The organism is Mesorhizobium sp. M0058, assembly GCF_040323095.1.
Taxonomy (GTDB): domain Bacteria; phylum Pseudomonadota; class Alphaproteobacteria; order Rhizobiales; family Rhizobiaceae; genus Mesorhizobium.
The window spans coordinates 192894-215399 of record NZ_JAMYUQ010000006.1 but is presented as its reverse complement, the minus strand read 5'-3'; the positions used below and the strand labels follow the sequence as shown (position 1 = coordinate 215399).

Below are 22506 nucleotides of genomic sequence, written 5' to 3'. Positions count from 1 at the left end.
CGGCAGTTTGGGAGTCAGCGCAGCGCCTGCTTGGCGAGCTCGGCGACGATCTCGTAATTCTGCGGCGTGACGAAGCCCGCCCCGGTGTCGACATTCATCGGCGCCAGGCCCAGCACCACCTGCTGGCAAAGGCTGAGGATCGGCAGATAGCCTTGCAGAAACGGCTGCTGATCAGCCGTCAGCTGCACCCAGCCGCCCTTGAACGCCTCGACGATCTGCGGGCTGGTATCGAAGCCGAAGTTGAAGATGTCGCCGGGCTTGCGTCCTGCCGCCTGCATGTAGGTGGCGACGTTGCCCAGCATCTGGCCGCCGGGATAGCCGACCGCCTTGACGTCGGGATTGTTGAGCAGGGCCGCGGTGATCACCGGTATCGCCAGATTGGGGTCGGACGCCCATTCGCCGCTCGGCGGCGACGACAGCTGGATGACCTCGACGCCGGCTTCCTTGAGTGCTGCCACCGTGCCGCGCTCGCGCGCGCCGCGGGCCTCGTTCTCGAACGGACCGATCATGATTGCCTTGTCGCCGGACTTGAGCTTCCCGAGCTTGAACGCCTCAGTGCCGAGCGCGCGGCCCTGCTGCTCCTGCTGGGCGCCGACATAGCCGCCGCCGAACGCGTCCACCACCTTCGGCACCGGCACGTTCTGGTACATCATCTTGATGCCGTCCTTATGCGCCTGTTCGGCCAGCGGCATGATCGCGGCGTCGCCCGGATGGCCCATCATGGCAATGCCGTTTGGCTTCACGGCGACGGCCTCACGCAATTGCTGCACCATCTTCTCGACGTCCCACTGCGAGAAGATGTAGTCGACCTTCGGCCCGAGATCGGACGCCGCCTGCTTGGCGCCATTGTAGACGATGGTGCCGAAAGCGTCGCCCTCGGCGCCGCCGACGAAAAAGCGGATGTGGACATCCTTGCACCACTGGGCGTCGAGCGCCTGCGCCGGCAGAGTGGAGATGGCAGCGCACAGCGCCGTGGCGGCGGCCACGACGGTCGAGCGCAGAAGTGTCGTTCTCATTGCGATGCTCATGCACGTTCCTCCCTTTTGTCCTCGGTGAGCCGAGGGGTTTCGTCGTTCGCCTGTCGGCAGTGCTTGTCGGCAGTGCTTGGCAATCTGTCAGGCCGGCTCCTCCCACCGGCCCTCGGTCACGCCGGGTTCGGCAGGTAGGTCGCTCCTCCCCGGCATTGCTTGAGGTATTCCAGCCCGCGCACCTGGCCTGTGATTTCGAGGTCGCCGCGATAGACCGGGTCGTGCCAGCCCTCGATGTCGATGGCGCCCTTGTAACCGGCCAGCCGCAATTCGCTGATCACCCGCGTCCAGTCGCTGTCGCCAAACCCGGGCGTGCGCATCTGCACGAAGGGCAGCTTGCCGAACACGCCGTGCTCGCGGATCACATCCCAGCGCACCGTCGCGTCCTTGCCGTGGACATGGAAAATGCGCGGCGCCCATTTGCGGATCTGCGGCATCGGGTCGATGAGGTAGACAAGCTGGTGGCAGGGCTCCCATTCGAGGCCGAGATTGTCGTCGGGCAATTCGTTGAACATCAACTCCCAGGCATCGGGATTGTGGGCGATGTTCCAGTCGCCGGCCGCCCAGTTGCCATCCATGGCGCAATTTTCGAAGGCAATGCGCACGCCCTTGTCTGCGGCGCGCCTGGCCAGCGGACCCCAAACCTCACGGAAGCGCGGCAGGCTGTCTGTCAGCTTCTTGCCACGCAGACGTCCGGTGAAGCCGCTGACGATCGAAGCGCCGAACAGATGCGCATTGTCGATGACGGTTTCCCAGGCCGCGAGCACGCCGCGATCGACCTCGCCATCCTCCAGCGGATTGCCGAACACGCCGATCGACGACACGGCGACATCGGCATCGCCGATCGCCTCGCCAATCTCACCGGCGAGCCGCGCCAAATCCTTGCCGCCCAGCGTCTGCCAGAAGAAGGGCTGGATGCTCTCGAAGCCGAGCGGCAGAATCTCTTTGATGTAGGCGGCCGGGTCTTCGAGATTGGCCCGCACCATGGTGCCGATCCGGATGTCGAGAAGCGGGTTTGGCATCATGATGCTTCCTGTGTGATTGCGACGCGCCGTCCGGTCTCGGCGCTTTCGATGGCGCCAAAAACCATGGCCAGGCTTTTGATGTTGTCGCTGCCACGCGTTTCCGGCTCGCTGCCGGTCTCGATGGCGTGGATGAAATCCTTGATGATGCCGAGATGACCGCCGACGCGGTCGGCGGAATCGAGCGGCGGTACTGTGATGGGCTGGGTCAGGTCGAACAGGCCGTCGCGGACCGACAACACAACCTCGGCCTTCAGTCCGTCCTCGCCGTCCCAGACCAGGCTGCCGTGCTCGGCGACGATGCGCCACGTGCTCTCCCAGCTGGTGCGGAAGCCCGCCGCGCACCAAGAGCCTGCATAGGTGAACACCTTGCCGCCGCCGAGATCGAAGATAGCGCTGGCCGACGATCCCTGCCGGTACCAGGAATTCGCCGGCTCCCATTCCTGGCAAAAGACGCCGGCGGGATCGCCGCCGACCATGTAGCGGGCGGCGTCGAAAGTATGGATCGCCATGTCGAGCAAGAGCACATGCGCCATCTCCTCGCGGAAGCCGCCGAAATGCGGCGCGACGAAGAAATCGGCATGGATGCTGGTTGGCTTGCCGATGGCGCCGGAGTCGAGAAAGCGCCTGATGCGCCGGACATTGGCGACGTAGCGGCGGTTCTGCACGACCGCATGGATACGCCCCGCGTTACGTGCCGCATCGACGATGGCGCGGGCATTTTCCGGAGTATCGGCCAGCGGCTTTTCCGTCAGCAGATGGCAATTATGGGCAAAGGCGGCAAAGGCGACGTCGCGCCGGGCGGCGGGAACCACGACATCGAACACCGCGTCCGGCCTGGTCTGGTCGAGCACCGCATCCAAGCTGGTGCCGATGACGGCGCCGTCAAGCCCGTATTCGCGCGCCCTCGCCTTCGCCCGTTCGGCGTCGAGATCGACCAAGCCGACAATGGCCAGCCCGTCGATCTGCCTCGCGGCATCGAGCCAGGCCTTGCTCATCGCACCACAGCCGACGAGGACGGCATTCATCATCCAGCATTCCTCCCGTCCGGTCCTCCAGACCGAATGTCACGGCATTTCCGGCATCACCGTAAACGTTTCTCCGTAAACGTTTACGAGAACACACCCGATGGCGTAGAATGTCAATCGGCTGCCAGCGAAAATCATCCCGAAGCCTTGGCCTGGGCGGCAGCCGGTGCTAGCCAAGACAGGGGGAGAACTGTCCTTGGCGTCCAGCATCCATGACCTTGCGCGTCACCTGAACATTTCGATCGGCACCGTGTCGCGGGCGCTGAACGGCCGCGCCGACGTCAATGCCGACACCCGCCAGCGCGTGCTCGCCGCCGCCAAGCAATTGAACTATTCGCCCAACCAGTCCGGCCGCAGTCTGCGGCAAGGCACCACCCATTCGATCGCCTTCATGCTGCAGCCGCATCCGGGCGACCAGCAATATGGCGAACCGTTCTTCATCCCGTTCCTGATCGGTCTGCAGGGCCGACTTGCCGAGGATGACCTGGATCTGATGGTCGTCATGGGCGAGCCCGGCCAATATCAGCAGGAGAGGCTGCGCCGCGTGGTTGAGACGCGCCGGGCCGACGCGGTCGTGTTGGCCAATACACGGCGGGAAGACGATCGAATCGACTATCTCAGCAAGGCCGGCTTTCCCTTCGCCACGCTTGGCCGAAGTCAATCCGGCGACGACACCTATCCTTCGCTCGATATAGATTTCGAGAGGGCGGGTGATGAAGCCGTCGACCGGCTGGTCGCGCGCGGCCACCGCCGCATTGCCGCCATCCGCCCTTCGCTTGATCTGAACTTCGGCTACCTGTTCCTCGACGGCTACCGCAAGGCGCTGAAGCGGCATGGTATCGAAGTCGACCCCGGCCTGATCGCCGACGGCTTCATCAACGAGGCCGGAGGCTACCAGGTGACGCCGCGCGTGATGCTCTCCAAGGACCGGCCCACAGCCATCATCTTCAACAATGACGCAATGGCGCTCGGCGGCTGCAAGGCACTGGCCGAGATGGGCATCAGGCCCGGCCACGACATCGCGGTGATCGTCATCGTCGACACGCCGCTCTGCCGCTATTTTTCACCGGCGCTGACCGCCTTCCGTCCGTCGCTGGAGCCGATGGGCCGGCGACTGGCCGAAATGCTGCTGGCCTCGCTTCCCGCCTTTGCCGGCCCGGAAGGTCCGCGCATCATCCGCGAAGTCTGGCCGCTGGAGCTGATCGCCCGCGACAGCGATTGATAGTGCGTCTCTCCCTTCTCCCACAAGGGAGAAGGAAGAGGCCCGCTCTGTCACGCAAGTATCATGTTCGCGTCCTAGACCGCTTTGCGAGAGGGCGACATCGTCGATGCGATGCGGTGGCCCCTTTGCGCCGCTCAAGGCTTGTCACAAAGAGGATCTCCATGAAAAATCTGCACCGAACCGTGTCGCTCGGCGCCGTGCTGGCGCTGTTTACCGCCCTGACCCCTGCCCTTGCCGGCAGCACCGCCACCGTTGGCGGCTTCGTCAACAAGGGCCTGGTCGGCGTCGGCCGCATTCCGGCCGATCAGAAGGACAAGTTCGGCGAGACCTTCGGCTCCGGCTCCGGCATGTCCATCGACGCCGCAAGCTGGACCCGTGGCGCGGACGGCTACAAGGGCTCGCTCTGGTTGCTGCCCGACCGCGGCTACAATGTCGTCGGCACCACCGACTACCGGCCGCGCCTCAACACTATTCGCATCGAGTTCACGCCGGTAGCACTAGGCGCCACGCCCACCTCCGGCCAGGAACAGACAGGCGTCAAGGCGACGCTTGCCGATTCCCTGCTCCTCACCGACGACAAGGGCGCTGACGCCACCGGCCTCGATCCGCTCAACGGCGTGCGCGCGGCCAATGGCGACCTGCCGATCCTGCCCGAGGCCAATGGCAAGCTGGCGCTCGACAATGAGGCGATCGCGCGGCTGCCCGACGGCACCATGTTCATCTCTGACGAATACGGCCCCAACATCTACCGCTTCTCGGCCGACGGCCATCTGTTGTCGGCAACGCAGCCGCCCGCCGCTTTGGTGCCGATGCGCAAGGGCGCGCCGAACTTCGCCTCCGACAATCCGGGCCCCGGTGCAGCCGAACCCGATCCGAAGGATCCCGAAACCGGCCGCCAGAACAATCAAGGCCTCGAAGGCATGGCGCTGACGCCGGACGGCAAGTCGCTGATCACTGTGCTGCAGTCGGCGCCCCGCCAGGATGGCGGCGATTCGCCCGCGACGCGCCAGAACACCCGCGCGCTGGTCTACGACGCCTCCGACCCGGCCCATCTCAAGCTGGTGCATGAATATGCCGTGCCGCTGCCGGTGTTCAAGGACGCCAAGGACAAGACCAAGGTCGCCGCGCAGAGCGAAATCGTGGCGCTGTCTGACAAGACCTTCCTGATGCTGGCGCGCGACAGCGGAAACGGCCAGGGGGTGAAGGGCGATACTTCGCTGCTGCGCCAGATTTTCGTCGTCGACGTCTCTGGCGCCACCGACATTGCCGGCGGCGCCTTCGATGCCGCCGACAAGCCGCTGGCGCCCAAGGGCGTGCTCGACCCCTCGGTGACCCCGGCCAAGCTGACGCCGTTCATTGACATCAACGACAACAAGGAACTCGGCCGTTTCGGCCTGCATGACGGCAAGCCGAACGACAAGAACAATCTCTCGGAGAAGTGGGAAGCAATGTCTGTGGTCAGCCTGCTCGATCCGGCGCTGCCCGACGACTATTTCCTGTTCGTCGGCAACGATAACGACTTTCTCACCCAAGACGGTTTTCAGGTCGGCGCGCCCTACAAGGCCGACGACGGCGCCGATGTCGACACCATGTTCCTGGTCTATCAGGTCACGCTTCCGGGCCTCGCCAAGAAGTAGCCGTTTACGGAAAGGCGGACGCGCCCGGCGCGTCCGCCTCTAAACGTTTGTCGGCGATCAGCGATGCCGTGAAGGCACCTATTTCAAAATCTCCGCATCCCTTGGCACGCCGGCATCGATCGGCTCGGCGGTCCGGCTCGACACGGCCATGATCTTGCCTGCGGCCGACAGGTTCGGGCGCACATAGACCTGGGCTACGCCGTTGACCCGGCTGTAGAGGTCGATAATGTCCTGGTTCATGAAGCGCACGCAGCCCGACGACGCGTTCTTGCCGATGGAATCCCATTCCGGCGTGCCGTGCAGCCGGTACATCGTGTCCTTGCCGTCGCGGAACAGATAGAGCGCACGCGCGCCGAGCGGGCTCTGCGGTCCCGGCGGCATGCCGTCCTTATATTTCGCCAGTTCCGGCCGGCGCTGGATCATTTCGGGCGGCGGCGTCCACACCGGCCATTTCTTGCGCGCCTGGATCACGGCGCTGCCGGTCCAGCCAAACCCGGCCTTGCCGAGGCTGACGCCATAGCGCATTGCCTTGCCGCCGTCGCGCACCAGATAGAGAAAATGCTCGGATGTATCGACGACGATCGTGCCGGGTTTTTCGCCGGTCGGATCGTCCACGATCTGGCGCACGAACTTCGGATCGAGCTTGGCCACGGGGATTGCCGGCAATGAAAAGCCCTCATCGACGCGCGCCGAATACATGGTGGCGGCATCGCCCAGAGCCGGTTCGGGCGCCGGAGCGGGCGTTGGCGGCACCACGACGTCGGTCGTGGTGCAGGCTGAAAGCGCCATGGTAGCGGCACCCAAAGCGGATATTCCAAGAAACGCGCGCCGGTTCAGGCGCTCGGAAAAAAGCGGATTGTCGGACATGATCCCCCCAGCCTATTCATCATATCCAACAGGATATGCGACCCCACGCGGCGACGACCCATATCCCATTCCGAATGTTTTGAGAACTGATTAGCTTGAAGCCGCCAGGTGGCATGTTCCAATGCCGCATCGACCTTGTCCGTCAAATCGGCGATCATTGCCGGGCGGACTTTGAGATGAACCTTCGCCGAACAGCCCATGGACGAAAAAATACCACCGCGCCGGCGCACCGGCGACCTGACCAGCGGCCCGATTCCGCGCACGCTGCTTTTGTTCGCTCTGCCGGTGCTCGGCTCCAATGTGCTGCAGTCGCTCAACGGTTCGATCAACGCTGTCTGGGTCGGCCGCTTCCTCGGTGAATCGGCGCTGACCGCCACCTCCAACGCCAATCTGGTTCTGTTCCTGATTCTTGGCACCGTATTCGGCATCGGCATGGCCGCCACCATCCTGGTGGCGCAATCGGTCGGCGCCCGCGACCTGCCCGAGGCGCGGCGCATCGTCGGCACCAGCGCCAGCTTCTTCTTCCTCGTCTCGGCTATCTTCGCCGTCTGCGGCTGGATCTGGGTCGACGCCATCCTCAACACACTGGGCACCCCGCCCGATGCGCTGCCGCTGGCGCGCTCCTATCTGCGTATCATCTTCGTCGCCGTGCCGATGATGAACCTTCTGTCCTTCGTCATGACGGTGCTGCGCGGTGCGGGTGATTCGCGCACGCCATTCTTCTTCATGGCGCTCGCGGTCGTGCTCGACATCATCCTCAATCCGCTGCTCATTCGCGGCATCGGCCCCTTCCCCGAACTCGGCATCGCCGGCTCCGCCACCTCGACGCTGATCGGCCAGACGGTGAGCGTGATCGCCATCCTCGTCGTGCTTTATGCCAAAAAGCATCCGTTGCGGCTCGCCGGCGCGAACCTCGCTCTGCTGCGGCCGGATCCGGCGCTGCTCAGGATCGTCGTCTTCAAGGGCGTGCCGATGGGCCTGCAGATGATCGTCATTTCGGCGGCGGCGCTGACCGTGATGGGCATCGTCAACTCCTACGGCTCGCAGGTCGCCGCCGCCTACGGCATCGCGGCGCAGCTGTGGACCTATATCCAGATGCCTGCACTGGCGATCGGAGCCGCAGTCTCGTCGATGGCGGCCCAGAATGTCGGCGCCGGGCGCTGGGACCGCATCGGTCGCATCGCGGCGTCCGGCGTCGGCTTCAACCTGGTGCTCACCGGCGCCCTGGTGGCGCTGCTGTTCCTCTTCGACAGGCCGGTGCTCGGCCTGTTCCTTAGCCGCGACAGCACCGCAATCGACATTGCAGCCCACATCAACAAGGTGGCGTCCTGGTCGTTCATCCTGTTCGGCGTCACCATCGTGCTGTTCGCCACCGTGCGCGCCACCGGTGCCGTGATGCCGCCGCTGATCATTCTGGTGATTTCCGTGCTGGTCGTGCGTACCGGCTTTGCCTACTTCTTCAGGAGCTACATCGGCGAGGAAGCGCTGTGGTGGAGTTTTCCGGCGGGATCGATCACCTCGCTGGTGCTGGCCGCCGCCTATTATCGCTTCGGCCGCTGGCGCACCATGCACATGATCGAGGACCGGCCGGCCGCCGGCGAGCCGCCCGACACCGGCCTCGGCATCCCGCGCGGACGGGCAAACATGGCGCCCGGGACGCCAAACGGGTGAGGCTCAGCGCGCGTATTTGACGCCGAACCCCAGCGCTACGACAGAGAACAGCGTGATCATGCCGGCGAAGGCCAGGCTTGCCGTCGTCGGAGTGGCCCAACTCGACAGCAGCCCAATGCCGATCACCGGCAGCGCATTGCCGCAGAAGCAGCAGATGAAGAACGCCGACACCAATTCGGCGCGACGCTCGGCAGGTGCGATCTGGTTCACCACCTGCAGGCCGCCGCGATAGCCGAGCGCCGCCGCCACGCCGCACACAGCGGTGGCGGCAACCATCAGGGACATTGACGCGAAAAACTGAGCAGCAACCATCAGCCCTACGGCCGGGATCATCAGCGCCAGCGCGGCTAGCATGCCGGCGCGGCTGGACAGTCGGACCGTGGCCAGAATGGTCGCGGCCGCAACGATCGACAGTTCAAAGAACAGCCCGCCGGCCTCGGCATGGTTGGCCACATGCAGCTGCTGCGCCAGGATGCTCGGCGCCAGGGCTGCATAGAAGCCGACCAGCGCCATGGCGCCGAAGCCGGTGACGGCCGGCGCCACGAAAGCGGCGCGGATATCAGCGGGCACCGACAGCCGCGGCCGCAGCGAAACATCGGCCAGCCTTCCCGGCCGCGAAACGGTTTCCCTGGTGCGCCAGATCAACAGCGTCACCACCACGAGCAAGGCAAGATAGACCGCAAACGTTAGTCTCAACGGCCAGGGCGCATATTCGGCGAGCAGGCCCGATGCCAGCGCGCCGAGGCCAAGGCCAACGAAGTTGGTGCTGGTGGCGATGATTGCCGCGCGCGATTTGTCCTTACCCTCGATCAACTCGGCAAGCCAGGCCGTGCCGGTTCCCGCGCCGACGCCGATGCCAAGGCCGCTCAATATGCGGGCGACATCGAGCCATGCGACATTCTCGGCCAGCAGGAACACCACCGCGCTGACCACCGCTATGGCCATCGACGCCAGCGCCGCAGGACGGCGGCCAATGCCGTCGGACAAGCGCCCGAACATCAGCAATGCGCCGAGATTGCCGACGACATAGACGGCGTAGACCAGCGTCAGCGTGATCTGCGAGAAACCGAAGGCCTGCTTGTAGATGACGTAAAGCGGCGTCAGCACCGTGCTGCCGGCGAACAGCGCGGCGATCATGGCGGCAACCGCGGCCATCGCGGGCCGGCCATCGAGTCCGTTGTCGCGCGTCGTGGTCTCGGCATAGCTGGTCATGGCAACCTCCGGCCAATCGCCCAACGCCCAATTGCGCCCCAACGTCCATGTAAGGATGGCCGTTCCACGCGCCGAACTTCATCCTGACAACCTTGTCAGGATGGTCTTGCCCGAAGTCCTCGCTTAACGTCTTTCCATCGAGAGGGAGAATCCATGGGAAAAGGTAGAGTCGAGGCATTCACCGATGGGGTGGTCGCCATCATCATCACCATCATGGTGCTGGAGCTGAAAGTGCCGCATGGCCAGGATTTTTCAGCGCTTCTGCCGCTGTGGCCGATCTTTTTCAGCTATGTCTTGTCGTTCATCAATGTCGGCATCTACTGGAACAATCTGCACAACATGTTCCACACCGTCCAAAGGGTCGACGGCCGCGTGCTGTGGGCCAACCTCAACCTTCTGTTCTGGTTGTCGCTGATGCCGGCAACGACGGCCTTCATGGGCGAGAACCATTTCGCGCCCGTCCCCGTCGCGGTCTATGGCATCGACCTGGTGCTGTGCGCGGTCGCCTACACCTTTCTCGCCACCAAGCTGCACCATTTGCACGGCAACGACACCGCCTTCGCCAAGGCGCTGGGCAATGACCGCAAGGGCAAGATCTCGGTGGCCCTCTACGCCGCAGCCGTCCCGCTTGCCTTCGTCAACCAATGGATCGGCGTTGCGATCTTCGTGCTGGTGGCCGCCGTCTGGTTCGTGCCGGACACGCGTTTTTCGCGGGTGCTGGAAAAGTAGCGTAGGACGTCTCTACTTGCGCATCGCCTTCAGCTTTTCGGCAACCGACGCCGCAAGGTCGGCATAGCGCTCCTCCAGCCGCTCGGCCGCCTTGATGATCGAAAAATCATGGCCGAATTTTTCCAGCGCCATGCGCAATTTCTCGACGAACTCGGCCTGTTTTTCGAGTGCCGAAAACAAGGTCTTCACCTGCGCTTCGCTTATGTCCGGATTGGCAAGCATCTGCGGCACCTCGCGGCCCATCTGGTCGCCGGTGGCGGTCTGCTCCTTCAGGATCGCAACCCAGTCGGTCAATCGGCAGTCTCCCTGTTCGGCCGCAGCATGCACGGCCGCCGTTGATGCGGTCAACCCGAACACGCGGGACGGCCTTGCACGATGCGCGTCCCGCGCTAAGTTCGGCGCCACCCGAACCCTAGGAAAAAGATCATGACCTCCGACGCCGAAATCCAATCCGCTTTGCCCGCCCTCAGCCGAGGCAACGTCGCCATCGTCACCGGGGGCGCCAGCGGCATCGGGCTTGCCGCCGCCAAAAGGCTGGCGGCTATGGGCATGAGACTGGTGCTGGCCGACATTGGCGGCGCGCGCCTCGATGCGGCCCGCCAGGCAGTCGCCGCGATCACCGGCGAGAATGCCGCGCTTGCCGTCGCCACCGACGTGTCGAAGGCCGACGAACTCGGCCGGCTGGCGGAAAAGACGCATGCCGCTTTCGGCGCCGTATCGCTCCTGATGAACAATGCCGGCGTCGGCAACAATCCGGGAAAACCGTGGGAGAACGGCGACGCCTGGAAGCGGCTGATCGACATCAATTTCTGGGGCGTCGTACATGGCGTCGAGGCCTTTGCGCCGGCCATGCTGGCCTCCGGAGAGCCGGGCCTGATCATCAACACCGGCTCCAAGCAAGGCATCACCACGCCACCCGGCAATCTCGCCTACAACGTCTCCAAATCGGCATTGAAGACTTTCACCGAAGGCCTGGCGCACGCATTGCGCAACGAGCCGGGCGCGAAGGTCGCGGCGCATCTTCTCATTCCCGGCTTCACCTTCACCGGCCTCACCGAAGGAGCGGTCGAAAAACCCGCTGGCGCCTGGACCGGCGAGCAGGTGGTCGACTTCATGCTGGCTTCGCTGGCGCGCGGGGACTTCTACATCCTCTGCCCCGACAATGAGGTGATGCGGCCGACCGATGAAAAGCGCATGGCCTGGGCGATCGGCGACATCATCGAGAACCGGCCTGCTCTCTCGCGCTGGCACCCCGACCATAAGGACGCTTTCGCGGCCTTTATGGGAAACTGATCGTCGAACTCAGCCAAAGCCGAGACTCAGGCGGGCGCGCGTTTTTTCGCGGTGCGCTTTTGCGCGACGGCCTTCTTGCCCGCCAGTTCGGCGAGCTCGTGGTCATGGCGTTTTGCCGCCCGCTCGCATTTGTCTCTGATCTCCTCGACCTCGGATTCGGTCAGGTGCTCGATGCCGATGAAATGATTGTGGCCCTCGCTGACGCGGATCAGTTCGTCGAGCTTGGCCTGAACCGCGGCGCCGTCGCGGTTCTGGGTGTTCTGGATCAGGAACACCATCAGGAAGGTGATGATCGTCGTTCCCGTGTTGATGACGAGCTGCCACGTATCGGAAAAGCCGAAGAATGGCCCGCTTACCGCCCAGACGATAACGATGGCGCAGCAGGCGATGAAAGTCGGCGGCAGGCCCGCCAAGTGCGAAACGGTGTTGGCGATTCTGGTAAACAGCTTTTCGATCATTCACATCCTCGACCGTTCTAAGCGCGACGAGCTGACCAAGGCCGCATTCATCGCTCCAACAATAAACAACCGGCAGCCGCTTCCGGTTCCCTGTCGCAGAGGGCATCGCTGATGCAATTGTATGCACGCCAAAGGCGCAGCGCCGTGAAAAGCCGCCTTATCGGTTTGTTGCCATTAGTCACCATGCAGGCAAAAAACCTGTTCCTTCCGCTTCACGCGGATTTGTCTCCAAGCCCCTTCCGCTGGGCCACCCCCGCATGGCGGAAGGGGTTCGTTGCGTTGCCGCAGACCAGCGGAACTCCTCCCGACACGTGCCGTTCAGAATTTTGGCGCCAGGATTTCGGCCAGCCAGTCGATGAAACCGCGCACGCGCGGCGAGCTCTCAGGAATGCTCTTGCTCCCAGCGATGGAGAAAATCCTCAATCGGCAAGGCCTGCATGTCGGGAACCGCTTTGGCGAGTTTCTCCGGCGGCCAGTCCCACCAGGCGAGGCTTTCGATCCGCGCCGCGATCTCGGAGGGAAAGCGCATGCGCAACGGCTTCGCCGGTACGCCGGCGACGATTGTGTAGGCCGGTACATTCCGCGTCACCACCGCATTGGCGCCGACGATGGCGCCATTGCCGATGCTGATGCCGGGCATGATGACGGCGCCATGGCCGATCCAGACATCGTTGCCGATGCTGACCGCCTTGGCCTGCCGCCGCGCGCGGAACGCCGCGTCGACGCCCAGCCAGCGGAAATACTCGTTCGGCCGGTAGCTGAGCTTGTGCTGCGTGATCCGCTCGATCGGATGCTCCAGCGCATTGATGCGGCTGTTGGCGGCGATCGAGCAGAATTTTCCGATCGTCGTGTAAATCGCCTCGGCGTGGCGCTCGAAATAGGAGAAATCGCCGACATTGACCTCGCGCAGCACCACCCGTTCGCCGATCGAGGCATAGCGGCCAAGCTTGCACGCTTTCAGCTCCGCGGTCGGATGGATGCGCGGCTCGGGATCTTTCAGGACGAGGTTTTCGGTACGGTCCATCTGGCGGATTTACCCCCGCGCAATTGCGGAAGCAATTGTCGCGTCGCGATTGGTCCCGCAAGCGGGCCAATCGTCCGTCAGAGCAATTGCGCTGACACAGGATCCGCTATTTCGGCTTGCCGCCGGTCCACACCACGTTCTGGCCGAACAGCGGCACGGTCGTCACCGACATTTTCGCCGAGCCGTCCTGCACCTGGCGCGAATGCGAGAGATAGATCAGCGTCTCGTTCTTCTTGTCGTAGATGCGGTTCACCACCTGCTTCTTCCAGATCAGGCTGATGCCTTGCTTGAACACCTCTTCGCCGCCCTCGCTCATGTCGATGTCGCCGATGGTGATCGGCCCGGTCTGGCGGCAGGAGATCGAGGAATCAGACGGATCCTCGAACCAGTTGCCCTTGTGCAGCCGGTCGATGACGCTGCGGTCGAAATAGGAGACATGGCAGGTCACGCCGTCGATCTTGGGGTCCTTGATGGCCTCGACGATGATGTCGTTGCCGACCCAATCGACGCCGACCTTGCCGACCTCCTCTGCCGCTGCGGCACCGGCGCCAAGGGCAATGCATGCGGCCAGCGCGCCGCCGATCAGTTTCTGCCCAATCCGTCTCTGCCCAGTCCGTCTTTGCAAGGGAGCCTCCTCAGGTTCGGTTTGCCGGTCTCAGGTGGGATAAGGGCCAGCTGTTTGCAAGGTAGCGCTCAGCCCCGTTGCGGCAACGCGGCATCTTTGCCTTGCTCCCTGCGACCGGCTAAGACTGCTCGCCAACAGGAGCGCCGATCCGGCGCTCGATTTCTGCGACGGACACTTCCTGATGATGCGTTCAATTCTGGTCGGCATTCTGGTTCTGATGGCGGCGGGCATCGGTTGGCTCACCTTTGACTTCTATCGCGGCCACTATGGTGGCGAGCCGTATGGTGCGCCATTCACGCTGGTCGACCAGAAAGGCGCGCCAATCACCGAAGCCGCCTTCAGGGGAAAACCCAGCATCGTCTTCTTCGGCTTCACCCATTGCCCGGAAGTCTGCCCGACCACTTTGTTCGAAATGGCCGGCTGGCTGAAGACGCTGGGCGACGACGGCAAGAACCTCAACGCCTACTTCGTTACCGTCGATCCAGAGCGCGACACGCCGCCTGTGATGAACACTTACGTCAGCAATTTCTCCGACCGGATCGTCGGCATATCGGGCGATCCCGACAAGGTGCACGCCATGGCGAAGTCCTTCAACATCTACTGGAAGAAGGTCGACACCGGCGACGGCGATTACACGATGGACCACACCGCCTCCGCGCTGCTGCTCGATGCCAAGGGCGAGTTTTCGGGCACCATAGCCTATGGCGAAAGCGCCGACACCGCGATCGCCAAGCTGAAGCGGCTGGCGGCAGGCTAGGCATGATCCCGAAACGTGGATTCCGGTTTTCTCGGACAGAAAAGTGTTGTCCAGAGATCATGCTCAAACAAGAGACCAGCTGATGGGTCAGACCAGGCTCCACTTCATCGCTGGGAAGATCGAGGCCGACCGCATCTTTGCCGCGCTCGAACCGGCTTTCGAGGATGAAGGCCTGCCGATCGCCGTGCTCGAACTCGATGAAGACCGCGACATCTACGAGGTTTCGCTCTACACCGACGGCAATGTCGACGCGGTTGAGGCGCGGCTAAGGGACAGCCTTGCCGGACTGTCCCTGTCGAAGCCGATCGAGCGCGAGGTTCTGCCCGATATCGACTGGGTGGCGCGCTCGCTGGAGGGACTGAAACCGGTGCGCGCCGGACGTTTCTTCGTCCATGGCGCGCATGACCGCCGGAAGCGCCACAGCGGCGAACTCGCCATCGAGATCGAGGCCGGCCTTGCCTTCGGCACCGGCCATCACGGCACCACTGCCGGCTGTCTCGAAATGCTGGAACGGGTCGTGCGCCGCGAACGTCCCAGGAATGCCCTCGACCTCGGCACCGGCAGCGCGGTGCTCGCGATCGCGGTCGCCAAGCTGGCGCATATTCCGGTGCTGGCGACCGACATCGATCCGATCGCCGTCAGGGTCGCCGCCGCCAACGCCCGCCTCAACCACGTCAAGGCGCTGGTTGAAACGGCGACGGCGCCCGGCTTCCACCACCCGATCTTCGGCAAGCGCGCGCCTTTCGACCTCATCGTCGCCAACATATTGGCGCGGCCGCTGATGCGGCTGGCGCCTGAGATGGCCAGGCACATCAGCCTCGGCGGCTCGATCGTGTTGTCCGGCATCCTCGAGCGCCAATGCAATGCGGTGATCTCGGCCTATGTCGGCCAGAATTTCCGGCATGTCAGGACCTTGCATCGCGAAGGCTGGGTAACGATCCACCTGAAGCACTGAGACGCAACGCGCTTTGGACCATCCGAGGCTGTTTGCGATTGGCGAAAATCGATTCCGGTTTTCCGGGTCATGCGCTACGGTCGCGCCCGATACAGGAGGCATACGATGTTCCAGACCTTCGATTCCGCAGGCGACCCGAGCGTCGGCAAGCCGCGCGTGACGTTGCTGCGGCGATGGCTGGCGGATAATGGCCTCGACGGTTTCCTGGTGCCGCGCGCCGACGAGCACCAGGGCGAGTATGTCGCCGACCGCTCGGCGCGGCTGAAATGGCTGACCGGCTTCAGCGGTTCGGCCGGCGTCGCGCTCGTGCTGCGCGACCGCGCCTTCATGTTCGTCGATGGCCGCTATACCTTGCAAGTGCGCCACGAAGTCGATCTCGACATTTTTGCAATCGAGAGTCTCGTCGACAACCCGCCGGCCTCCTGGATCAAGGACAATCTCGGCAAGGGCGCCAGGCTTGGCTTCGACCCCTGGCTGCACACGATCGCTGAGGTCAAGGCGCTGAAGGCTTCGGCCGAGCAATCCGGCGCGACGCTGGTGCCGCTGGACAATAACCCGATCGACATCATCTGGAAGGATCAGCCCGAGCCGCCGGTGGCGCCGGTCGAGATCCACCCGATCGGCTTTGCCGGGGAACTCGCCAAGGACAAGCTGGCGCGGCTGGCGGCGGCAATCGGCAAGGACGGCGCGACGCACGCCGTGCTCACCGACCCCTCCTCGATCGCCTGGGCCTTCAACATCCGTGGCGGTGACGTGCCGCACACGCCGCTGGCGCTCGGCTTTGCGATCCTCGCCGCCGACGGCAAGCATCAGCTGTTCATGGACAGCCGCAAGTTTTCGCGCACGGTCGCCGCCTATCTCACCCAACTCGCCGATCTGCACGAGCCCGGCGAATTCGAGGCGGCGGTCGCAGCCCTTGCCAAGGGCGGCGCCAAGATCGGGCTCGATCCGGTGCTGGCGGCGGAAAAGCTCAAAATGCTGGTCGAGGACAATGGCGGCGCATTTGTTTCAGCGGCCGATCCCGCCCGCATTCCGCGCGCCACCAAGAACCAGGCGGAAATCGCCGGCAGCCGCGCCGCGCACCGCCGGGACGGCGCGGCGGTGGCGAAACTGCTGTGCTGGCTGGAACGGCAGGAGCCGGGCACGCTCGACGAAATAACCGTTGTCACCAAGCTGGAGGAAACGCGCCGGCAGACCGGCGAGGAAACGCAGATGCCGCTGCGCGATGTCTCCTTCGACACCATTTCCGGCGCCGGGCCGAACGGCGCCATCATGCACTACCGCGTCTCGCGCGCCACCAATCGCAAGCTGGCAAAGGGCGAGCTGTTCCTGCTCGATTCCGGTGCCCAGTATCAGGATGGCACCACCGACATCACCCGCACCGTGCCGATCGGCCAGCCGACCGAGGAGATGCGCGAGCGCTTCACGCTGGTGTTGAAGGGCATGATCGGCATTTCGACGCTGCGCTTTCCCGCCGGCACGCGCGGCTCGGAAATCGACGCGGTGGCGCGCATGGCGCTGTGGAAGCATGGCTGCGACTTTGCCCATGGCACCGGCCATGGTGTCGGCTCGTATCTGGCCGTGCATGAAGGGCCGCAGCGCATCGCCCGCACCGGCACCGAAAAGCTGCTGGCCGGCATGATGCTCTCCAACGAGCCCGGCTATTACAAGGAAGGCTCCTACGGCATCCGCATCGAGAACCTGATCCTGGTGACACCGGCTGAACAGGTGGAGGGCGGCGACATCGCCATGCACGGTTTCGAGACGCTGACACTGGCGCCGATCGATATCAGGCTGATCCGCACCGACCTGCTGACGCGCGAGGAGTTGCAGTGGCTGGATACTTACCATGCCTGGGTGCTGGCCGAGATCGGCCCGATGCTCGACGGCGAGACGCTGGCCTGGCTGGAGAAGGCAACAGCGCCGCTGCCGCACGACGCCAAGATCTGAAATGAGCTTCTTTCTCCCCGTCACTATACGGGGAGGTGAGGAGCGGTCCGCGAAGCGGACGAAAAGCCAATTGCTTGGCTTTTCGAGTGACGAACGCCCGGCAGGGCAATGAGGGGCGGCGCCGACCGTTCGAAACTGATCTGCCGGCAGGCGCCCTATGCCACAAACTGCCGCGCGAGGATCAGCACCACCGCCCCGGCCAGAAACATCGCCATCAGGCCGGCGCGCAGCGAGACCACAGCGGCGACGACCAGTGCCGCCCATTCCGCCGGTCCGGCGCTGAGTGCGGCGGGCGCCACCAGCGTCGTCAGCACCGCCGCCGGCACGGCGTTCAAGCCGGCCTCGACGCGTGGATGGATGTGGTCGAAGCGCGAGATCACCAGATGGCCGCCGACGCGGGTGAGATAGGTGGCGATCGCGCCGGCAATGATGATCCACAAAGTCGCGCTCATCGTTTTGCCTCCACACCGCTATGGTGCGGCGGCAGGATGACGGCCAGAAGCACGCCTGCAACGGCGCCGATGGAGACGTGCCATGGCGATCCCACAGTCTTGTAGGCAATGATCGACGCCGCGGCGCTGGCGATCACCACCGGCAGCCACAGTGGCCGGTTGCGAAAGCCCATGACCAGCCCGAGGAAATAGATCGGCAGCAGGAAATCGATGCCCAGCGCATGCGTGTCGGGGATCAGCTTGCCGAACACCGCGCCCAGCGCGCTTTCGATCCCCCAGAACACATACACCGGCAGGCCAAGGCCCATATACCAGGCAAAGCCAACGGTCTCGCCGGCTTCGGCCCTGCGCTCCGCCACCGCGAACTGCGGATCGGTGAGCACGAAATAGCCCAGCGCTTGGCTGATAACCGGCCAGTGCGCGATTCGCCGGCCGATGCTGGCGGAGTAAAGCACGTGGCGGAAATTCACCGCGAAGATCGACAGCACGATCAGCCATGGCGCGACATGCTGGCCGAACAATTCGATGCCGACCATCTGGCTCGCGCCGCCGAAGATCAGCGCGCTCATCAAGAAAGCTTCGAGAACGGAAAAGCCGTTGTCGACGGCGATGGCGCCGAACAGCAGCCCAAATGGTGCCGCAGCGACAACGACCGGCATCGACAGCCGCACGCCGTCCCAGAAGTCGCTGGCCACGGAATTTTCGCTTAAGGTCTCTGCCGACATGTCACATTCCCATCTCGCGCTGCTATGTAGGAGCCGGCGTTTGAAAAGTCAGACGAATTCGCTTGAGCCAACAAATCAGCGAAACTGATGTTGTAAAAAAATGAGGGGTTCGGATGATCGCTTATGATTTCACCGGCAGGCACGCGGTCGTCACCGGCGCCGGTGGCGGTATGGGCGACGCGATCTCGCTGGCGCTGCTCGAGGCCGGCGCCTCGGTCACCGCCATCGACGTCAAGCCGCGTCCGGCGTCGCTTGCCGTCTATGACGACCGGCTCACCTTTGCCCAAGGCGACCTCACCGACGCCGCCTTCGTCGAGCAGACCATCAATGCCGCGGGCCGCGAGCGCGGCGGCATCGATTATCTCGCCAATGTCGCAGGCGTGCTCTGGTTCGGTCGCGACAAATCGGCCCTCGAGATGGACCTCGATGTCTGGGACCAGGTCTTCAACATCAATCTGAAATCCTTCGTCCACACCGCGCGGGCGGTGGTTCCCCATATGCGGGCCGGCGGACGCGGCGGCGCCATGGTGCACTTCTCCACCATCCAGTGGTATCGCGGCGATCCGACCCCGCAGGATGCCTACCAGGCATCGAAGGCCGGCGTCTGTGCGCTGTCGAAGTCGCTCGCCATGCAGTTGGCGGGCGATGGCATCCGCTCCAATTCGATCTGCCCGGGCATGGCGTTGACGCCGCTGCAGGCGCGCTGGGACACCGAGGAGAAACGCGCGGCCGTTGCCAATTATGCGCCGCTCGGCCGCATCGGCACGCCGCAGGACATGGCCAATGCCGCGCTATTCCTGCTTTCCGATGCGGCAAGCTACATCACCGGCATCGAACTGGCAGTCGACGGTGGTCTTTTGATGCGGATGTAGCCGTGCAGTGCGCCGGGCTGATTTAGCTCCGCGGTGCCGTGCCCTGGATCGCCCTGCCCCAGTCGAGCAGCGGCTTGGCGCGCAAGGCGAAATCGACAAGCTCGTCGACCAGCGTCGGCGCGTGAATTCCAGCCGGATCGATCATGTGCTGGACATAGAAGTGCCGGTTGCGGATGGCGTCGACAAGATCGGGTTCGTTGACCTGCTCGAAGCCACGCGGCGTGCGCTTCATGCGGCCCTCGGTTTCAAGTTCGAAGCCGTTTTTCTTCAGCGTTGAGAGCAGTTTTCGGAACTCGGCCGGCCGGGCGACGATCGCCTTGCGCATCGCCAGCAGCAGGGACGGCTCCGGATTCCACCAGGCGACATCGGCAAAGCAGCGGTCGATCCCGACATAGACGAAGAACACGCCCTGCTCCATCTTGGTGCCATCCGGCGACAGCATGGCCGACAAATGCTGGTTGTAGGGCCGCTTGTCCTTGGCGAAGCGCACGTCGCGGTTGATGCGAAACAGTGACTTCTTGCGGTCTCCGCGCAAGCCCAGACCCGCCGCCGCGAAGCGCTCGGTCAGCGTCTCGACCAGATCGCAGAACGGCTCATGCAACTCGCTGTCGTAAAGCGCGCGGTTTTCCTGGAACCATTCGCGGCTCTGGTGGAAGTCGAGCGCCTTGAGGAACGGTATGGCCTTTTGCCCGAACCCTTTGAACGAACCGGCCATCACGCCTTGCCGACCCGTTGCAGCCAGGTGTCCTCGTCGATGACTTCGACGCCGAGTTCGCTGGCCTGCTTCAGTTTGGAGCCGGCGCCCGGCCCGGCCACCAGCAGATCGGTCTTCGTCGACACCGAACCCGCCACCTTGGCGCCGAGCCGTTCGGCCATCGCCTTGGCTTCGGAGCGTGTCATCTTTTCTAGCGTGCCGGTGAAGACGATGGTCTTGCCGGCAACCTCGCTGTCGGTCGACACGGTGACGACATACGGCTTCGGCTTGACCTGTTCGAGCAGTCTGTCGAGCACGTCGTCATTGCGTTCATTGCCGAAGAAATCGCGCAACGCATCGATCACTGTATCGCCAATGCCGTTGATGGAGGGGAAGACGCTGTGCGGATCCTCAGCCGCCGCCGTTTCCTTGCCGACGCGGATCAGCTCCTCGACGGTCGAAAACGTCCGCGCAAGCACGGCCGCCGTCGTTTCGCCGATATGGCGGATGCCGAGTGCGAAGATGAAGCGGTCGAGCTCCGGCTGGCGGCGCGAATCGATGGCCGCGAACAGCTTGTCGAGACCTTCATAATTGCGGTCCTCGACACCGCGCACATTCTTGCGCGCCTTGCCCGATGCCGCCTCGCGCAGCCGCGCCTGCTCCTCGCGCCGCTCGGCCAGCGCCCTGGTGACGGCCGGGCGGCGATCCCTGAGGGTGAAGATATCGGCGGCGGTCTTGACCAGTCCCGAATTGAAGAACAGGTCGATATTCTCGGCGCCCAGCCCCTCGATGTCGAGCGCGCCGCGCGACGCGAAATGACGCAGCCGCTCCACAGCCTGCGCGGCGCAGATCAGCTCGCCGGTGCAGCGCCGGCGCGAATCCTCCTTGCCGGTCTTCTCGTTGATTTCGCGCGTCGCCGGCGAGCCGCAGACCGGACAAATGTGCGGGAATTCATAAGGCACCGCATCAGCCGGCCGCTTATCGACGACCACGCTGACGATCTGCGGAATGACATCGCCCGCCCGTTGTATGACAACCGTGTCACCGATGCGGACATCGATGCCGTCGCGAATCGGCAGGCCGTTGCTGTCGAAGCCCTTGATGTAGTCCTCATTGTGCAGCGTGACGTTTTCGACCACCACGCCGCCGACCGTGACGGGCGCCAGCCGCGCCACCGGCGCCAGCGTGCCGGTACGGCCGACCTGGATGTCGATCTTCTGCACCGTCGTCATCGCCTGTTCGGCCGGGAATTTGTGCGCAACGGCCCAGCGCGGCTCACCGGTGACAAAGCCCCAGCGACGCTGCAATTCCAGCTGGTCGACCTTGTAGACGAGACCGTCGATGTCGTAGCCGAGCGACGAACGCAGCTCCTCGATCTTGTGGTAGTGCGCGATCAGCTCCTCGACAGACTTCGCCCGCACCATCAGCGGGCTGACCTTGAACCCCCATTCGGCGAATTTCTGCACCGAATCGTATTGGGTCGGCGCCGGATCCGCTGTCGTGTAGCCCCAGGCATAGGCAAAAAATTTAAGATTGCGGCTGGCGGTGACGGACGCATCCTTCTGTCGCAAGGAGCCCGCTGCCGTGTTGCGCGGATTGACATAGTCCTGGCCGCCCACCGCCGCCGAGCGGGCCTTCAGTGCCTCGAATTCCGCATAGGTCATGTAGACTTCGCCGCGGATCTCGATGGTCTCGGGCCAGCCCGATCCTTTGAGCTTGGCTGGGATGTCGGCGATGGTCCTGAGATTGGCGGTGATGTCTTCGCCGATAGCGCCGTCGCCGCGCGTAGCACCCTGCACGAACACACCGCGTTCATAGCGCAGCGACGCCGACAGGCCGTCGATCTTCGGCTCGGCCGTAAACGCGATGTCGAGATCCTTGTCGCGGTCGAAGAAGCGCCGGCCACGCTCGATGAAATCGGTGACGTCCTCGTCTGTGTAGGCCTTGGCGAGGCTGAGCATCGGCACCGCATGGCGCACCTTGGCAAAGCCTTCCGCCGGCGCGGCGCCGACCCGCAGCGAGGGCGAATCCTCGCGTACCAGACCGGGAAACCGCTCCTCGATGGCAAGGTTGCGCCGCCGCAGCGCGTCATATTCCGCGTCCGTAATCGTCGGCGCGTCCTCGGCATGATAGCGCCTGTCATGACCGGCGATCTCCTCGGCCAGCCGCTGGAGCTCATCCGCGGCTTCGCTTTCGCTCAACGATTCGACTGGTTTTTCAGACATGCAGCGGTCCCTGGACAGTGGCGCGACACCATAAATCAGGATTTCGGAAAAAGCATTCCT

At 63.9% G+C, this 22506-nt stretch carries 22 protein-coding genes; 9 read left to right on the top strand and 13 right to left on the bottom strand.

The genetic code is table 11. From position 1 onward, the window contains the following. Positions 1 to 14: 14 nt before the first annotated feature. From NKJ75_RS12250 to NKJ75_RS12240, 3 genes are all read right to left on the bottom strand, one after another. Complete coding sequence (locus NKJ75_RS12250) at positions 15 to 1028, bottom strand: substrate-binding domain-containing protein (RefSeq protein ID WP_023699592.1); 1014 nt, start codon at positions 1026 to 1028, stop codon at positions 15 to 17. 116 nt (positions 1029 to 1144) lie between these two features. Next, complete coding sequence (locus NKJ75_RS12245; protein WP_023832879.1) at positions 1145 to 2053, bottom strand: sugar phosphate isomerase/epimerase family protein; 909 nt, start codon at positions 2051 to 2053, stop codon at positions 1145 to 1147. Further along, positions 2050 to 3081: a Gfo/Idh/MocA family protein gene (locus tag NKJ75_RS12240; RefSeq protein WP_023833898.1), complete on the bottom strand. Its 1032-nt coding sequence runs from the start codon at positions 3079 to 3081 to the stop codon at positions 2050 to 2052. Before NKJ75_RS12240 ends, NKJ75_RS12245 begins: the two co-directional genes overlap by 4 nt. A gap of 193 nt (positions 3082 to 3274) precedes the next feature. On the opposite strand from NKJ75_RS12240, the gene NKJ75_RS12235 reads away from it, so the two are divergent. Together NKJ75_RS12235 and NKJ75_RS12230 are read left to right on the top strand one after the other, a co-directional pair. Next, complete coding sequence (locus tag NKJ75_RS12235; protein ID WP_023705534.1) at positions 3275 to 4300, top strand: LacI family DNA-binding transcriptional regulator; 1026 nt, start codon at positions 3275 to 3277, stop codon at positions 4298 to 4300. Between the two features lie 161 nt (positions 4301 to 4461). Next, on the top strand, positions 4462 to 5937 hold the full coding sequence (locus tag NKJ75_RS12230; RefSeq protein ID WP_023833899.1) for an esterase-like activity of phytase family protein: 1476 nt from the start codon (positions 4462 to 4464) through the stop codon (positions 5935 to 5937). Positions 5938 to 6015: 78 nt separating this feature from the next. Here NKJ75_RS12230 and NKJ75_RS12225 read toward each other — a convergent pair whose 3' ends face one another. Continuing rightward, complete coding sequence (locus tag NKJ75_RS12225) at positions 6016 to 6804, bottom strand: L,D-transpeptidase (protein WP_352499728.1); 789 nt, start codon at positions 6802 to 6804, stop codon at positions 6016 to 6018. Positions 6805 to 7002: 198 nt separating this feature from the next. On the opposite strand from NKJ75_RS12225, the gene NKJ75_RS12220 reads away from it, so the two are divergent. After that, the gene (locus NKJ75_RS12220) at positions 7003 to 8475 is read left to right on the top strand and encodes an MATE family efflux transporter (protein WP_023833900.1); all 1473 of its coding nucleotides are present in this window, start codon (positions 7003 to 7005) and stop codon (positions 8473 to 8475) included. Positions 8476 to 8478: 3 nt separating this feature from the next. Here NKJ75_RS12220 and NKJ75_RS12215 read toward each other — a convergent pair whose 3' ends face one another. Then, positions 8479 to 9687 (bottom strand): MFS transporter, encoded by a 1209-nt coding sequence (locus NKJ75_RS12215; RefSeq protein ID WP_352499727.1) that lies wholly within the window; start codon positions 9685 to 9687, stop codon positions 8479 to 8481. Between the two features lie 153 nt (positions 9688 to 9840). On the opposite strand from NKJ75_RS12215, the gene NKJ75_RS12210 reads away from it, so the two are divergent. Next, a complete protein-coding gene (locus tag NKJ75_RS12210; protein ID WP_023668299.1) occupies positions 9841 to 10416 on the top strand; it encodes a TMEM175 family protein in 576 nt (191 codons plus the stop codon). A gap of 12 nt (positions 10417 to 10428) precedes the next feature. On the opposite strand, the gene NKJ75_RS12205 is transcribed toward NKJ75_RS12210, so the two are convergent. Continuing rightward, on the bottom strand, positions 10429 to 10710 hold the full coding sequence (locus NKJ75_RS12205) for a hypothetical protein (RefSeq protein ID WP_023668298.1): 282 nt from the start codon (positions 10708 to 10710) through the stop codon (positions 10429 to 10431). Between the two features lie 132 nt (positions 10711 to 10842). Here NKJ75_RS12205 and NKJ75_RS12200 point away from each other — a divergent pair, with 132 nt between their 5' ends. Beyond that, positions 10843 to 11709: an SDR family NAD(P)-dependent oxidoreductase gene (locus tag NKJ75_RS12200; RefSeq protein ID WP_352499726.1), complete on the top strand. Its 867-nt coding sequence runs from the start codon at positions 10843 to 10845 to the stop codon at positions 11707 to 11709. Between the two features lie 26 nt (positions 11710 to 11735). Here the strand turns inward: NKJ75_RS12200 and NKJ75_RS12195 are convergent, their stop codons facing one another. The 3 genes from NKJ75_RS12195 to NKJ75_RS12185 all read right to left on the bottom strand — a co-directional run bounded on the left by NKJ75_RS12195 (position 11736) and on the right by NKJ75_RS12185 (position 13816). Then, positions 11736 to 12167: a low affinity iron permease family protein gene (locus NKJ75_RS12195; RefSeq protein ID WP_023750938.1), complete on the bottom strand. Its 432-nt coding sequence runs from the start codon at positions 12165 to 12167 to the stop codon at positions 11736 to 11738. Between the two features lie 382 nt (positions 12168 to 12549). Next, entirely contained in the window at positions 12550 to 13191 is a 642-nt protein-coding gene (locus tag NKJ75_RS12190) for a DapH/DapD/GlmU-related protein (RefSeq protein ID WP_023697007.1), read from the bottom strand. Between the two features lie 106 nt (positions 13192 to 13297). Next, positions 13298 to 13816 carry a CreA family protein gene (locus tag NKJ75_RS12185; protein ID WP_023753104.1) on the bottom strand — a complete coding sequence of 173 codons (519 nt, stop codon included), beginning with the start codon at positions 13814 to 13816 and terminating at the stop codon, positions 13298 to 13300. Positions 13817 to 13997: 181 nt separating this feature from the next. On the opposite strand from NKJ75_RS12185, the gene NKJ75_RS12180 reads away from it, so the two are divergent. From NKJ75_RS12180 to NKJ75_RS12170, 3 genes are all read left to right on the top strand, one after another. Then, entirely contained in the window at positions 13998 to 14573 is a 576-nt protein-coding gene (locus tag NKJ75_RS12180; RefSeq protein ID WP_027050614.1) for an SCO family protein, read from the top strand. An 82-nt stretch (positions 14574 to 14655) separates the two neighbouring features. Then, on the top strand, positions 14656 to 15528 hold the full coding sequence (locus NKJ75_RS12175) for a 50S ribosomal protein L11 methyltransferase (RefSeq protein ID WP_352499725.1): 873 nt from the start codon (positions 14656 to 14658) through the stop codon (positions 15526 to 15528). A gap of 105 nt (positions 15529 to 15633) precedes the next feature. Further along, a complete protein-coding gene (locus NKJ75_RS12170) occupies positions 15634 to 17478 on the top strand; it encodes an aminopeptidase P family protein (RefSeq protein WP_023712444.1) in 1845 nt (614 codons plus the stop codon). Positions 17479 to 17633: 155 nt separating this feature from the next. Here the strand turns inward: NKJ75_RS12170 and NKJ75_RS12165 are convergent, their stop codons facing one another. Further along, positions 17634 to 17930 (bottom strand): AzlD family protein, encoded by a 297-nt coding sequence (locus NKJ75_RS12165; protein WP_023712443.1) that lies wholly within the window; start codon positions 17928 to 17930, stop codon positions 17634 to 17636. After that, on the bottom strand, positions 17927 to 18655 hold the full coding sequence (locus NKJ75_RS12160) for an AzlC family ABC transporter permease (protein WP_023712442.1): 729 nt from the start codon (positions 18653 to 18655) through the stop codon (positions 17927 to 17929). Before NKJ75_RS12160 ends, NKJ75_RS12165 begins: the two co-directional genes overlap by 4 nt. A gap of 113 nt (positions 18656 to 18768) precedes the next feature. Between NKJ75_RS12160 and NKJ75_RS12155 the strand changes: the two genes are divergently transcribed. Further along, positions 18769 to 19527 carry an SDR family NAD(P)-dependent oxidoreductase gene (locus NKJ75_RS12155; RefSeq protein WP_023712441.1) on the top strand — a complete coding sequence of 253 codons (759 nt, stop codon included), beginning with the start codon at positions 18769 to 18771 and terminating at the stop codon, positions 19525 to 19527. A 22-nt stretch (positions 19528 to 19549) separates the two neighbouring features. Here NKJ75_RS12155 and NKJ75_RS12150 read toward each other — a convergent pair whose 3' ends face one another. Beyond that, complete coding sequence (locus NKJ75_RS12150) at positions 19550 to 20242, bottom strand: DUF2461 domain-containing protein (protein WP_023712440.1); 693 nt, start codon at positions 20240 to 20242, stop codon at positions 19550 to 19552. Next, entirely contained in the window at positions 20242 to 22446 is a 2205-nt protein-coding gene (ligA, locus tag NKJ75_RS12145; protein WP_352499724.1) for an NAD-dependent DNA ligase LigA, read from the bottom strand. Before ligA ends, NKJ75_RS12150 begins: the two co-directional genes overlap by 1 nt. Positions 22447 to 22506 lie beyond the last annotated feature (60 nt).